Raw genomic sequence first — 14,385 nt, 5'->3', positions numbered from 1 at the left:
ATAGCTCTGTTTGCTTGAATGCCGATCGCCTGTAAAAATGTTAATCAACTTTGGGCTGATATCTTAACGGAGACGCTAAAGCGCCTGGGGTTGACTTGTGCTGTGATTTGTCCAGGTTCACGTTCTACACCGCTAGCAGTCGCCTTTGCCCAGCAGAAGCCTGATATTGAAGCAATTTCAATTTTAGATGAACGGTCTGCGGCTTTTTTTGCTTTGGGACAAGCTAAAGCCAGTGGTAAGCCTGTAGTACTCGTATGTACATCTGGTACTGCTGGGGCTAACTTTTATCCGGCGATTATTGAAGCTAGAGAAAGCCGCGTACCTTTGCTGATATTAACTGCCGATAGACCGCCAGAACTACGAGATTGCCATTCTGGTCAAACGATAGATCAGGTGAAATTATATGGCACTTATCCTAACTGGCAAACAGAGTTAGCTTTACCTTCCCCAGACATCGGAATGTTAGCTTATCTGCGACAAACAATCATCCACGCTTGGGAAAAATCCCAAACTCCTAGCCAGGGGCCAGTACATCTAAATATTCCTTTGCGCGACCCCCTAGCACCCATTCCCGATGGAACTGATTTCAGCTACTTAGAATCCCAATTTCACCCAGAAGAATTTTTTGCAGCCGTCACCAACCCCATCCCATTCCCCATTACCCATTACCCATTACCCATCCCCTCAGAATGGCAACAATGCGATCGCGGCATTATTATTGCTGGTATTGCTCAACCAAAACAACCACAGCAGTATTGTAGAGCGATCGCTCTACTTTCCCAAACTCTTAAATGGCCAGTCTTAGCCGAGGGACTTTCCCCACTCAGAAATTACGCCGACCTCAATCCCTATTTAATTTCTACCTACGACCAGATTTTGCGAAATCCCCAACTAGCAAAACAGCTAGCACCACAAATGGTAATTCAAGTAGGAGAAATGCCTACAAGTAAAGAACTGCGTAATTGGATAACTAGTACACAACCGCAACGTTGGGTAATTGACCCCAGTGACCAAAACCTTGACCCCCTGCATGGGAGGACGATTCATTTGCGGATGAATATTGAAGATTGGGCGACAAGGGAAGAAGACAAGGGGGAAAAATCTTTCGCTTCTCTTCCTGATTACTTGCAACTGTGGTGTCAAGCAGAAACGCAAGTCAGGGAGGCTGTTGATCAAACTTTGGCGAAAATGGAAGATTTGTTTGAGGGTAAAGCCGCTTGGTTGCTTTCGCAAATTTTACCGCCTAGAACACCGTTATTTATCGCCAACAGTATGCCTGTGCGCGATGTAGAGTTTTTTTGGAAACCAAATAATTTAGCAGTGCGATCGCATTTTAACCGAGGTGCAAATGGTATCGATGGTACATTATCTACTGCTTTAGGAATGGCCCATCGTCATGACAGCAGTGTAATGCTAACTGGGGATTTAGCACTGTTGCATGACACCAACGGTTTTTTAATCCGTAATAAATTTGTCGGACATTTGACGATTCTGTTAATTAACAACAATGGTGGTGGAATTTTTGAAATGCTACCCATTGCGAAATTCGACCCACCATTTGAAGAGTTTTTTGGCACTCCCCAGGATATTGATTTTGCCCAACTGTGCGCTACCTATGGTGTAGAGCATCAATTAATTACTTCTTGTCCGCAGCTGCAGCAAAAATTAAACCCACTTCCAAATCAGGGAATTAGGGTTTTAGAATTACAGACAAATCGTCAAAAAGATGCTTTATGGCGACAGCAGAATTTGCCTAAATTGGGAATGAATATCTAGTGAAATGCTATGAGTGCGATCGCGCTTCTTTTGGCGACTTTGCGTGAGATTTACCCTCTTGCTTAATCTTGTAACCACCCTTCCAAATCCGCAAGAGTAGAAAAATCCAACAAAGCATCAGCTAAAGCTTCCAACTGTTCCAGCGATAATGCGTGAACTTGAGACAGCAGAACATCTGGAATATTACCCAATCGGCGGTTTAATAATTTGATGATTAGCGATCGCGCTTCTATTTCACGTCCTTGTTCTTTCGCGTCCCGAATAGCCCGTGGTTCTTCTTCCAAATTCAATCTCAACATTGCTTCAATATCCTCCCGGCTCAAGGTAGAAAACTTGTAGAGTAGAATCGTCGTTATTAAATCTATTATTGCTTGCTCTGACTGTTGCTGTGCTTGCTCTAGCAAATATCGCCCTGCTTCCACTGTTTCTGCTTCAGAGGTAATATTTGTTAGCAACATTAACCCAATTGCCAAAGGTTTTTGTCGTAAATCCCCCAACTCATCCAGATAGACTCGCCGGACTTGATTACTCTCCAACAAAGCACGGTGAATTGTAGAATTCGTGGGTTCAAGACTGCGAGACGGAAAAATTATCACTCCAAACCAGCCATCGTAACGGATGGAGTGGCGGTAGAGAAACAAAAATAATTCGCTAAAGAAGCGGTGATATAGGTCTTCATCTTTTTGAAACTGCACCTCCGCAAAAAAGACTACTTTGGAAGCAGAATTGTCAGGGGGTAAAAATACTCCATCAATCCGGAAAGCTGTTTCTTTCACCTCAACCGATTCAAATTGATAGTTAGCTGCATCTTGTGGTGGTGAGTCTACCAATTCAAACAATAATCCTGGAAATTGCTTGAATAATTTGTAAAAGATGGAGTCTCGGCGCATTTTTCTACAGCGATTTAATTACCAGCCCTGATTGTAAAGGTTGGAGAGACTAATTTTAGCGTAGGCGTAGCCTATCGCAGGTATCGCTTGTCCCTTGGTCTGCGATAAAATTCTCAAGCACAATAGCCGACTTCATAGCAATGCAAGTTAACTGGCAAACTGCCAAAACCTACGAAGATATTCTGTATCAAAAAACGAATGGTATTGCCAAAATCACCATCAATCGTCCCCATAAACGTAATGCTTTCCGCCCCAAAACAGTCTTTGAACTGTATGATGCTTTCTGTGATGCCCGCGAAGATACAACTATTGGCGTAGTTTTATTTACAGGAGCAGGCCCACATACTGATGGTAAGTATGCTTTTTGCGCGGGTGGTGATCAAAGCGTCCGGGGACACGCGGGTTATGTAGATGATACTGGTGTCCCGCGCCTAAATGTGCTGGATTTACAACGCCTGATTCGTTCCATGCCAAAAGTGGTAATTGCCTTAGTAGCGGGATATGCGATCGGTGGTGGCCATGTCTTACATTTAATTTGTGACCTAACGATTGCGGCTGATAATGCCATTTTTGGGCAAACAGGCCCCAAGGTCGGCAGCTTTGATGGTGGGTTTGGTGCTAGCTACCTCGCCCGCATCGTTGGGCAAAAAAAAGCCCGAGAAATTTGGTTTCTCTGTCGTCAATATAATGCCCAACAAGCCCTAGAAATGGGTTTAGTAAATACCGTTGTCCCAGTAGAACAATTAGAAGCGGAAGGGATTCAATGGGCACAAGAAGTCTTAGAAAAAAGCCCTATCGCTATCCGCTGTCTCAAGTCAGCATTTAATGCTGATTGTGATGGACAAGCAGGTTTACAAGAACTCGCTGGCAATGCCACTCTACTGTATTACATGACAGAAGAGGGTTCTGAGGGTAAACAAGCATTTTTAGAGAAGCGTCCCCCAAATTTTCGCGATTTCCCTTGGTTACCATAAAAATGTAAAAATCGCACCTTTAACCAAGGTGCGATTTTTTTATAAGTTAATCGATTGTTACAAGACTAAAAATTTTAAAGGTAAATCTTAAGTTTCACACAGAATACAAACTTATACCAAATTGGTTTAACTATTCAGTCTTACCAATCCTACATATAAAATCCAAAATTGGTATTAGTCGGGGAATATATAGATGACTGAAAGATAGCTAAAAGATAGCTAAATTAGCACTGTCTCGGTTCTTGCTTGTTCAGCATTACAGATAGCAGTTACCTCAACCGGAATAATATTGGTAGGTTCCAACTCTGAAGGTAAATTTCCACCTGGAACTACAACTGGGGTAGCATCTGGTAGACTCCAAGCATCTTCTAAAGTTTCCCAAGAAGGCGCAAACGGTGGTAGTGCCAAAGAACAAGCTTTCCAGCTTCCTTGAACTGGTGCGCCTAACTGCTGACACATTCCACCACGGCGACCTTCGGGATTGTAATGGCGACAATATCTACAAGCAGATGTCAAAAATTTATTAGGTTTCATGTGAGTGCTTCTTTTATTTAATATTGCGGTCTAAATTTATTTGTTTATATTTTCCTTCTATATAGAAAACCTGATTAATGCCATAAGTGATTATGGTGTATAGGTTTTAGCGATCCCAAGTAAAAAATTAATTTCAGGATATTTTTATAATTTTGTTATATATTTACATGATCGTTAGAGTGTAGACATGATAAATTTTGACAAAAAACCATTGGGGATCAACGCTAAAATTAAAAGGATAAATTTTAGCTATTCTTTCATTTCATCCTTAAGGTATAGTATTTAAGATAGATCTGTCTTGCTATTTCTCATCCTTTTGGCATAGTTCGACTCCAAAATTTCTAGTCAGGCAACAACTAGAACTATTGGGGTAAATAGCTGCAAAATCAGTCAGAGTCTATTCGGTTTAATAAGATAGTCAGCCAGTAGTTTTGATAGTTATGGTTTTTTATGGCTGAGTTCGTTTAAAGTCAAATCAAAAGAGCATCAAGTTAAATTTACTATGGCAAGTTTTAGAGACCCAAGCATATCAGGAAAACTCTCAATAGTTAATTTAGCAATGACTTTAGATGTGAGTTCTAAATTAAAAATAAAATTTCCTACGAGTAAGTCATAGTAGTTGGAATTTGGTGTATTTCAAAATTTTGAGCAATTGCTCTGCATTAGTTTCCTTTTGCTGCAACTACTCTAAGAGGGATTTTTAAAGAAAAAACTGGATTTCAAAGCGCTTCTATATATTTGAATCAATTTTATTAATCCCAATTTCTGAGCAAATCACACAGAAATATGTAAAGAAAAATTAAGCGATCGCAATCCAAATAGAAATTAGAAAAATTAAAACCTATATATAGTAGGGGACTAGATAGGCTCACATCTATATAGTTATTAAAAAATGGGTGAGTAATTACTATAGTTTGCAGCCCATAATAAGCTTCTTTACTCTAGTGTTCAAGTCTTTTTTTAAGAATCTTCAGCCAATACTTGTTGGTTAAAGGAAAAAAGGGGAATGGAAAAAGGAAAATAAAAACCTTTAACCCTTACCCTTTAACCTTTCCCCCATCTGTGTATTAGTTCTGTGTTGAAGTCAAGCTATCTGTTGCGATCGCAGATAAAAATGATAGGGGCTGACTCATATTTACAGCAAATCCCAGAATTCCCGGATCTCGATGTTCGTAAAGTAACTGGCCTTTGCTATCAAACAGAAAAGTTCCCCCACGCTGAGTTAAGTAGGTAGAATTAGGTACGTAAGTCTGCCAATTGCTGAGAACTTCCACCATATTCCGTAGGCGGAGAGTAGCTAATTCAAAGGGACGTTGAAACCCACTACCACCAGCTAATTTGAAAAATGAGCCTTTAAAAGCAGGTAGAGGAGTACCTTGAATAATTTCATCATCTTCAATCAGTTGCGGGGCTTGGCGATCGCCTTTGTATCCGCGAAAAACTTCTCTTAGGGTTCCTGGACTGCCAAACCCTGCACACATTAATATGAGATTTAGCCAAGCTTTCCCAGTAACCGAAAATCCAGGTAAACCAAGATTCAGCCCAGAATAAAGTTTTAGTTGCTTGTGTAGTTCTGCGTTTGGTTCAACAAATAAATTTTGGGGTGGAAATCCCGTATATTCACAGAATTTTGTTCCAGAAGCGCGATCGCCAATTCCCACTGCACGAATGGCGAGTTTTTCAGGAGGCAATTTTTTAGCTTCGCGCTGTAACCACCACGCATATTCAAGACTGTCAAAATCCCCAAGTTGTGGACAGACTAAAATAAGGATATGTGAGGCGCGATCGCAATTTTCTAGCAGGGGTCTGGTTATGCCATCACTAACACGCTGAAGTTCGGTCTGATGAAAAATATTGTAGGGATTCATTCAAAGAAATCAACTGCTATTTAGTCATCCAAATTTTAGTCTAATTAATGATAATTTTCGTCTATAGAACTCATATTTGATTGTTGAAGCTCACGTAGGATGCGTTAGCGATAGCGTAACGCATCCGCACCTAATGACAGCGATTAGCAGCTATCTTTAATTGCACCGCTACACTTACAATCAATAGTAAATTTGCCAAGCAATAATACCAATTAATACTACAAGACCTAATGCTCTACGAAAATAATTCACGCCTTGAAATAATTCTAGCCAAGCCCAAGTAAACGATGCGCCATTAGCCACTACATTTAATACTGTATTAATTGGGTCGCTTGTCAATAGAAAAGATAGTAAACTCGCCACTATCCAGACAATCAATGGTAAGTTGGGCTTCTGAGCTATCACAATATTGCCATTGCTATCACGGAAGGTTTTATCAACTAATGTATTTTCCATAAATTTCTACTTTGTACTGTAAACACTATCTTTTACTAGCATTTAAACATTAGGATAAATTCTTTTCCATGCATCTAAATGCTGAGATAATAACCTTAAAATATATGCATATATGAGTATATTAAAAGGCATACATATACTACATTATTCACGCCTCTTTGATATGATGTACAAACAGGTAATACCAATTTAAATAATGTTGGCAACAGATAAATTATATGTAGGGGCACGGCACCATTAAGATAATGGAATATACCCAAATATTGTATATGCCGTGCCCATGCTACTAAATCCAGAAAGCACTTAATCGCTAATATTTAAGTTTAATAAAATACGTAAAAATTATCAAAAAAATAGAGTGAGCATTGCCCACCCTAAAACGCTAATAAAAAAGGTATTATTTTGGTTGATTTTAAATTTTCAATTTTGAATCTTGCAAAAAGTTTGACATTAAAATTTGCCCAAACGAATTTTTAATTCCCCAAAGGAGTTGACCTTTTTTTGTTCCAGCCACCACAAACCAACTGCCATCACGGTTGAAGCCATCAACAAAGCTGCAATGACACGAAAGGTAGCCTGTGTGCCAAAAACTAAAGCCTCCACAGGTGCATGGGTGACATCGATATTGGGTGTGAGTTGGTTACTAGCGATCGCCACTAAGGAGAATAAAGCACCAACAAGCGGTACACCTGCTGTCTGTCCTAATATCCGCGATAATGACAACAATCCGGAGGTAATCCCTAATTGTCCTTTAGGTGCGGCTCCCATAATGGCGCTATTGTTGGGCGATTGAAACATTCCTACTCCCAACCCATAGGGAATAATGCCCAAAATATAATTCGGTACAGTTAATTCTGTATCAAAGTTGCTAATTAGCAAACAACCACCAGCCATTAACACTAGGCCGATTAAGCTAATAATTCTGGGGCCAAAGCGGTCAGAAAGTATGCCAGCAATCGGTGCTGTTAGCACTATGAGAATCGGTGGAATTGCTAGTAATAAACTTGTTTTTTCTGTGGAATAATGCTGCACTAATTCTAGAAAAAACGGCAAGATAAATATTGCCCCTGCCATCACAAAATTGCCGATAAAACGTAGTGCTAAACCCAAGCTAATTTCTAGAGAGCGAAAAATTCGCAAATCTAACATCGGCTCTAATATATGGGCTTCCACAATTAAAAAGCAAGCTAAACTGATGACCGATAAAACCAAAAAAGTGATAGCTGTATGAGAGTTAAAACCTTCTCTTTGTAATAAAGTAATCCCGAATGTAAAGCAGGTTAATGTTAGGGTGAGAATTAGCGTGCCAATGGCATCGAAGCGCTGTTTTACAACACCAACTTTAGAAGGAGGCACTAAACGCGCTACCAGCAAAATGCCAACAATTCCAATGGGAACATTGACCAAAAAGATTAAGGGCCAACCCCCTAAACCAATCAGCAACCCCCCAGCTGTGGGGCCTAACATAATTCCTAACCCAAAAATTCCTGCCCTGATACCTAACCCTAATCCACGTTCTTCGGGGGGAAACACTTCTACAATCATTGCTGTTCCCAGTCCCGATATAAAAGCAGCGCCTAACCCCTGAAGTGCGCGAAAGGCAATTAAAACACCTACATTAGGCGCTAGTCCACAAAATAGCGAGCTGAGGGTAAACACTACTAGCCCAATAATATATAGTCGCTTCTTGCTCCACATATCGCCTAATTTTGCGGCACTCATCACAAAAATAGCGATCGCCAATAAATAACTTAAAACCACCCATTGAATGGTGGCAAAGCTAGTGTGGAGTGATTCCAGCATACTTGGCAGGGCCAGGTTAACTATATATACATCTAAGGCAAAGATAAATACGCCAATGCCAATGCCTAGCGTTGCCCACCATTTTTTAGATGCTTTTGTGTCTTGCCCTAGCTCATGTAATTCTTCTTCCTGGCTTTTTGACCTTACTAGCATGTTCTCTAGCTCACAAAATTATCCAAACTATATTCAAGGTTGAATTTCATATTTTACTACTTCATCATTTACAGCATTTGCCAGTGAGATTTTGCTAGCAATTATGCTCAGTTTTGTTAGTCTGTCAATAGATATATATAGGACTCATATTTGATTTTTGAAAAAACCTAAGTACACTTTTATTTCTTCTTCCCTGTTCCCCGTTCCCTGTTCCCTGTTCCCTCCCTACGCAAATAATTTCAGGAATCAAAGCGGATTCCTATATGAGCTAAAGCTGTTAACACTCAACTAAGTGAATCTGTGGCTATAACAGCTATTTGCCAATCCAATTAGTAATTAGCTCGCTCAAGGCACAACGATCTACAATTGCTGGTAGTTCTTTTTCTACATCAATAGGCGTACCTCTTTTAGCAATTTCTTTAATTTCTTGCAAAATCTTTGCTACCAAATCAGGATTTTCCGCTAATTCGGGTCTACCAATTTGCTGAATTGCTTGTTTAATGGCACTACGTCCCGACTGCGTACCTAATGCTACGCTACTTTTTAATCCTAAAATTTCGGGATTGAGGCTTTGATAAAGTTCCTCGTCTTTAGATACAGCTTTTACATGCAACCCTGCATAGTGAGTAAAGGCATTTTTTCCTAATATAGGTTGATGGGGAGGAATAGCAATATGTGAATGTTCACTAACTAACTCATATAAATCCTTTAAATATTTGAGATCCCACTTGGTATTTTCCTCACCTATATCTATTAAATTTATAAGTAATTGCGCTAAATCAACGATGCCAGTTCGCTCACCTAAACCCATCACTGTGACATCAATGATATCTGCATTAGCGCTATATGCATCTAAGGCATTTGCTAATGCTAAACCTCTATCGTTATGACAATGTACTTCTATTTGCGGATATAATTCACGTTTAGCTAGTTCAGATTTGAGAGTTTTTACATAATAAGAAATACTGCGATTTGGCAGAAATGGCGTTGTGTAGCCTGCCGTATCTGCTATGCTGATGATATTAGCTCCAGCCTGGACTGCGGCACTAGCAGCCTCAATTACATTCTCTATTTTTGAGCGAACAGTATCTTCTGGTGTATAGCGAATTAATAAATTATCTTGCTGCTTTCTGGCATAGCTAATAACTTCCACAATTTTATCTAGCGCTGCTGCTAAATTTAAATTGTAGTCAAGTTGTAGCCTTTTTTCCGAAACACTAAAAACAATACCTAAAAAGTCAATGCCACAATCTAGGCATTTGTTAACATTCTCAATGCTGCAAAGCGAATGAGCGCCTATTTTTGCTTTAATTCCAGCATGAGAAATTTTTGTTATAGCATTAGCAATTTCCCGATCAACTGCTGGATTTCCAGCTTCAATAATATCAACCCCGACTAAGTCTAAAAACTGTGCGATCGCCAGCTTGATCTCAGGAGAGAAGTAAACTCCAGGAGTTTGTTCTCCCTCTCTTAAGGTAGAGTCCAGAATCTTGATCATATCACCTATATATTTAGGGATTAAATTTTACTAATGGAGCTTTATTAGCTACTCAGTAATAGTCTATACTTATAACTGGTATATTTATGTCATTAATTCTGATAATTTCATCATCAAAACTTCAGTAGTTCAAAATTCAGCAATCAACTCTTGACTACACAATTATTGAATCTTCAGAACTAGTGAAATAAAACCCTAGTAGATAAATACAGACGGGAATAAAGATTAATTTATAGAATTTCTGAACTTTGTCAACTGGCTCGAGATTTTCTCTATTGCACTAGGATAAATCTGGTGTGTACTCACTAATTAAACTGATGTTACCAGAATTAGTGCCAGCTTCGTTAAATATAATCAGATTTTGACAAAATAAATTATCAGTCATCAGCTTTTATCGTTCACTGATAACTGATAAATTTTGACTTTTTGCTAGTCAAGATTACTATTTCGATGCAGTTGCTTCTGTCTTCTCTGACTGCTGAGGTTCATTTGATTGTTGCAACTGTTGAAGATGAATATTATTGACCTGCACAATAAAGTATTCTATGGCTTGGCTGGCTTGCAATTGTTGTTGACTAAAATCAGAAGCATCATAACAGCGATAAGGCTGAGTTATGCCCAAAATGAATTTTTCTTGTTCAGCTTCTAATAATTCAACTGCTGTATTAGCAGCAATCCAATTCTTTTGGAAAGGAAAAGAAGTCACAATACTAGCAACGATAGAAGCAATAGCGGGACAGATTACAGGAAGCCATTTTAGCCAAGCTTGTCCAGTTTCTAACTTATCTACAAGTACTAAAATTGGCGTAACACCAGATAAAATAACAGTCGCAATTTGCAAAATATAGTAAAGGTTTCTCGCCAGAGTCCGAGTTCTTTTATAATCTTCAATTAATGTTTGGCAATACTGTAAAGCCTTGGCTCTAGCGGGAGTTACAGAGTTGCGATCGCCTGAGTTATTATTGGCTGATAAATAATTATAGAGTTCAGCTTTTCTGAGGATATCAGATTGGTTAGTATTATTACTATATTCTTGAACAGCCTGTCTATTAATTAGAAATAGAAAAATTGCAATAATTAAACCAACTGACCCAGCAATGACCAGATTTTGATTATTTTGACCAAAAAAAATAATCATACCTGAGCCAGCAACTACGGCAAGTAGTAAATATTCTATCAGCTTCAAAGTTAACAACCTTTCCCGACCTGATGTAGAGAAAAAGCTTTCTAACTTATAGGAAATATCCCTCTGAGTTTTCTGCTCAAAATTAGTTATGTCAGAACTAGTCATAGTTTTGTACTCCATTAGTGATGAGGTAAATTTGCTGTAGTCAAAAAAAGAGTAGGTTTGTGGCTGCGTTGTTCTCTGCGAAACAGCTTTTACACCGCTAGCTGTAGTCGGTGAACAAAATAAACAGAACTCTAAATCTCATAAAAACTGAGCAATAGCGTCTCTGATTGCGATCGCCTGTTCTCGGATAGAGTATCTAATTTAACTGCTCATTCAAGATATTTCATGCAATTTTAGGTATTTAAAGACTGTACAGGTCTCAGTATTGTTGATATTTTTTACTTTTTACAATTGTAAAAATACTTATTTGCAATATCTTAATGATGTTGGAACTCGAGAGTACTCCCGATTGTTGGAGTTCGAGCCGAAGATAGGAAAAATCTCTGATATTAATCGCATACTATCGCCTGATGCAGTTATAGCTGTGCCCTCACAAGTTCCTCAACTTTGAGATCTATAAGCATAGGTGTAAGCAAGTAAATCAGATTTTAGTGAAGGACTTGAAAATTTCTACCAATCTAGTACAGCAGCACGGGAATCAAAACACTAGCTCCTTGTAAATTTCCAGCAGCGAGCAGTACTAGCATCTAGAAACCAGAAACCTCACAGGCGATTTATCAACTCTCAGCGGAGGTACATATGTTCAACAAAATTCTAGTTGCATTGGATCGCTCGCCAATGGGAAAACAGGTTTTTGATCAAGCCTTAGCTTTAGCAAAGGTAACAGGAGCTAGTTTAATGCTAGTGCATGTGCTATCTGCGGAAGAAGAAGGTAGCCCTTACGCACCTATACTATCCAATTTTGACTATTATCCAGGAATAGGCAGCCAAAGCTTTGAATATTATCAAAAGCAATGGGATATTTTTAAACATCAAGGTATTCAAATCCTACAGTCCTTCTGCGCCCAAGCAAACACAGCAGGCGTAAATGCAGAATATACCCAGCACCTTGGAAGCCCGGGTCGGATCATCTGTCAATTAGCAACTAGTTGGGGAGCTGATCTAATTGTTATGGGTCGTCGCGGTCACGCAGGACTCAAAGAACTATTTCTAGGTAGCGTCAGTAATTACGTCCTGCATCATGCTCCATGCTCTGTCCATGTTATGCATCTAACGGATGTTTCACAAGCTGAAACAGTGGTTCCAGAAAAGGCGAGTGTGACGTGATGGGGGATTGGGGACTGGGGGACTGGCGATTGGGGATTGGGGACTGGGGACTGGGAAAAAGCAAAGGGAGCAGGGGGAAAATAAAAAATGCCAATTACCCAATGACAAATGACAAATGACAAATGACAAATGACAAACTCCAAATAAATAACCCTTGAGCCTCAAGCAAAATAAGGAGATACACCTAATGTTGCGTCGCTTCCTACAATCATTTTGGTGGATGCTTTTGCTGGGGATATTAACGATGTTGATATTCCTAGGTTTAGAAATCAAATCCTATCAAACTGCGATCGCAGCTGTTACTCAATTTGAACAAGTACCAGGAGAGATAATTTATCGCTCACATCTTAAATTAGACGATCAATCGGGTAATGTTTGGCAGGTTATTTTGTGGAAGCAAATTTATCCAGGTCATCCACCTAGCGTCAATCTCCGACTGGTAGGGTTTCCGGGTTCTGCTGAATTGGTTCATCCGCAACCACTGCGAATTACTAAAGCGACAGGTGAGGTCTTGACTGCTCCCGATGTTTTTTTAGAGGAAGCACCAGTACCTAGCATTGGTCAGTATGATTTCCAAAATATATTGCCAAAATTGCCCATAGAACCGCTACAGCTTGGTATTCCTTTGCCTGGCCAGCACTTCATTAATATTTCTGTTCCGCCATCAGTCGTGCAGGAATGGCAATCAGTAGTTAGTAACTAATTATAAAATAGCAAATATCAAGCTATTAGCTGTTAGACCAGAGAGCGATGCCAGTATTTCCAAAGAACTTTAAAGTTACCACTTGAGTGCTGGAAATTTGCGACCTTGTCTGCAGAGTTATTTAAAGATTCTCTGGGAGATAAATTATGTTGAAAGCAGCAGATATTATGACTAAAGATGTTGCCACTATTCGCGGTTCGGCAACAGTAGCTGAAGCTGTTAAATTAATGAGAGCAAGAGACTGGCGAGCATTAATTGTAGATCGTCGCCACGAACAAGATGCTTACGGTATTGTTAGCGAAAGCGATATTACTTATAAAGTGATTGCTTATGGAAAAAATCCCCATGCAATACGCGTTTATGAGATTATGTCTAAACCTTGTATTACTATCAATCCAGACCTGGCTGTAGAATACGTTGCACGCTTATTTGCTGAGTATCATCTACATAGAGCGCCAGTTATCCAAGGTGAACTGCTGGGTATTATCTCACTCACAGATATTCTGGCTCATAGTGACTTTCTAGAACAATCTGGAACAGCGCTACTGGAACAAGAACTGCAAGCAGAAATTAAGAGAGCTAGGATCATTTGTGCTGACACAGGTATTCGTTCGCGAGAATGTGCTGCTGCTTGGGATGCTGTCGAAGAAATGCAAGCAGAAATTTCTCACCAACGTGCTCATAAGCCTCCTAAGACAGCTTTTGAGGAATATTGCGAAGAATATCCAGAGGCTTCAGAAGCCAAAATTTATGACATGTAATAATTTGTCATTTGTCATTTGTCATTTGTCATTTGTCATTTGTCATTTGTCATTTGTCATTTGTCATTTGTTATTTGTCATTTGTCATGTGGTAATGGGTAATTGGTAATTGCATTTTCTCCTCTGCTTCCTCATCTCCCTCATCTCCTTTATCGCCTCTACTTTAAAGTTCAGAAGCTGTATCTGGAGCAACTACTTCGCCAGTACCTATTTGTAATATCAAATCTTGGTCGGTAATCAATTCCGTAAGTTCTTTAACTTGCAAATTCATTTCTTCGCAAGCTTGCCTTAATTCTTGGGCAAATCTGTTGAGATCGTTGCCATAACCACATTGGTAAGCAGCAGTTTCAATACCCTGTTTAGCATTTGCTCTAGCACAATCTACTAATTCTGTACCGAGCAATGGTGTTGTGGATGCCATATGTCTATTTGCTAATAATTACTTGTTGTTTAAAAATAGATTACTAAGCAATTTAAATTTCTTCATCCATCTAATGGAGGACGAAGTATT

Annotated in this window: 13 protein-coding genes; 5 read left to right on the top strand and 8 right to left on the bottom strand. The window is 39.4% G+C overall.

The genetic code is table 11. The annotated features are described in order from the left end of the window. The first annotated feature begins 18 nt into the window (after positions 1 to 18). Positions 19 to 1,776, top strand: a complete 1,758-nt coding sequence (gene menD / locus HG267_RS12240) for a 2-succinyl-5-enolpyruvyl-6-hydroxy-3-cyclohexene-1-carboxylic-acid synthase (protein WP_045869221.1) — start codon at positions 19 to 21, stop codon at positions 1,774 to 1,776. Between the two features lie 62 nt (positions 1,777 to 1,838). On the opposite strand, the gene HG267_RS12235 is transcribed toward menD, so the two are convergent. Then, positions 1,839 to 2,666 carry a DUF2887 domain-containing protein gene (locus HG267_RS12235; protein WP_045869220.1) on the bottom strand — a complete coding sequence of 276 codons (828 nt, stop codon included), beginning with the start codon at positions 2,664 to 2,666 and terminating at the stop codon, positions 1,839 to 1,841. A gap of 140 nt (positions 2,667 to 2,806) precedes the next feature. On the opposite strand from HG267_RS12235, the gene menB reads away from it, so the two are divergent. Further along, complete coding sequence (gene menB, locus HG267_RS12230; RefSeq protein WP_045869219.1) at positions 2,807 to 3,640, top strand: 1,4-dihydroxy-2-naphthoyl-CoA synthase; 834 nt, start codon at positions 2,807 to 2,809, stop codon at positions 3,638 to 3,640. A 219-nt stretch (positions 3,641 to 3,859) separates the two neighbouring features. Here menB and HG267_RS12225 read toward each other — a convergent pair whose 3' ends face one another. From HG267_RS12225 to HG267_RS12200, 6 genes are all read right to left on the bottom strand, one after another. Further along, positions 3,860 to 4,174 (bottom strand): hypothetical protein, encoded by a 315-nt coding sequence (locus tag HG267_RS12225; protein WP_045869218.1) that lies wholly within the window; start codon positions 4,172 to 4,174, stop codon positions 3,860 to 3,862. A 1,067-nt stretch (positions 4,175 to 5,241) separates the two neighbouring features. After that, positions 5,242 to 6,042, bottom strand: coding sequence for a peroxiredoxin-like family protein (locus HG267_RS12220; RefSeq protein ID WP_045869217.1), 801 nt, complete (start codon positions 6,040 to 6,042; stop codon positions 5,242 to 5,244). Positions 6,043 to 6,222: 180 nt separating this feature from the next. Then, a complete protein-coding gene (locus HG267_RS12215) occupies positions 6,223 to 6,498 on the bottom strand; it encodes a hypothetical protein (RefSeq protein WP_045869216.1) in 276 nt (91 codons plus the stop codon). A gap of 450 nt (positions 6,499 to 6,948) precedes the next feature. Then, entirely contained in the window at positions 6,949 to 8,454 is a 1,506-nt protein-coding gene (locus HG267_RS12210) for an MFS transporter (RefSeq protein ID WP_045869215.1), read from the bottom strand. A 313-nt stretch (positions 8,455 to 8,767) separates the two neighbouring features. Continuing rightward, positions 8,768 to 9,952, bottom strand: coding sequence for a LeuA family protein (locus tag HG267_RS12205; protein WP_045869214.1), 1,185 nt, complete (start codon positions 9,950 to 9,952; stop codon positions 8,768 to 8,770). A gap of 442 nt (positions 9,953 to 10,394) precedes the next feature. Further along, a complete protein-coding gene (locus HG267_RS12200) occupies positions 10,395 to 11,243 on the bottom strand; it encodes a DUF4231 domain-containing protein (RefSeq protein ID WP_081583946.1) in 849 nt (282 codons plus the stop codon). 639 nt (positions 11,244 to 11,882) lie between these two features. Between HG267_RS12200 and HG267_RS12195 the strand changes: the two genes are divergently transcribed. The 3 genes from HG267_RS12195 to HG267_RS12185 all read left to right on the top strand — a co-directional run bounded on the left by HG267_RS12195 (position 11,883) and on the right by HG267_RS12185 (position 13,874). Beyond that, on the top strand, positions 11,883 to 12,410 hold the full coding sequence (locus tag HG267_RS12195) for a universal stress protein (protein WP_045869213.1): 528 nt from the start codon (positions 11,883 to 11,885) through the stop codon (positions 12,408 to 12,410). 187 nt (positions 12,411 to 12,597) lie between these two features. Next, positions 12,598 to 13,113 carry a DUF3122 domain-containing protein gene (locus HG267_RS12190; protein WP_045869212.1) on the top strand — a complete coding sequence of 172 codons (516 nt, stop codon included), beginning with the start codon at positions 12,598 to 12,600 and terminating at the stop codon, positions 13,111 to 13,113. Between the two features lie 146 nt (positions 13,114 to 13,259). Further along, on the top strand, positions 13,260 to 13,874 hold the full coding sequence (locus HG267_RS12185) for a CP12 domain-containing protein (RefSeq protein ID WP_045869211.1): 615 nt from the start codon (positions 13,260 to 13,262) through the stop codon (positions 13,872 to 13,874). A 163-nt stretch (positions 13,875 to 14,037) separates the two neighbouring features. Here HG267_RS12185 and HG267_RS12180 read toward each other — a convergent pair whose 3' ends face one another. Beyond that, positions 14,038 to 14,295: a hypothetical protein gene (locus HG267_RS12180; protein ID WP_045869210.1), complete on the bottom strand. Its 258-nt coding sequence runs from the start codon at positions 14,293 to 14,295 to the stop codon at positions 14,038 to 14,040. Positions 14,296 to 14,385 lie beyond the last annotated feature (90 nt).

It is taken from the genome of Tolypothrix sp. PCC 7601 (genome assembly GCF_025677855.1).
In the GTDB taxonomy this organism is placed as follows: domain Bacteria; phylum Cyanobacteriota; class Cyanobacteriia; order Cyanobacteriales; family Nostocaceae; genus Aulosira; species Aulosira diplosiphon.
The sequence above is the reverse complement of the archived record's forward strand: the minus strand, read 5'-3'. Positions and strand labels throughout refer to the sequence as shown.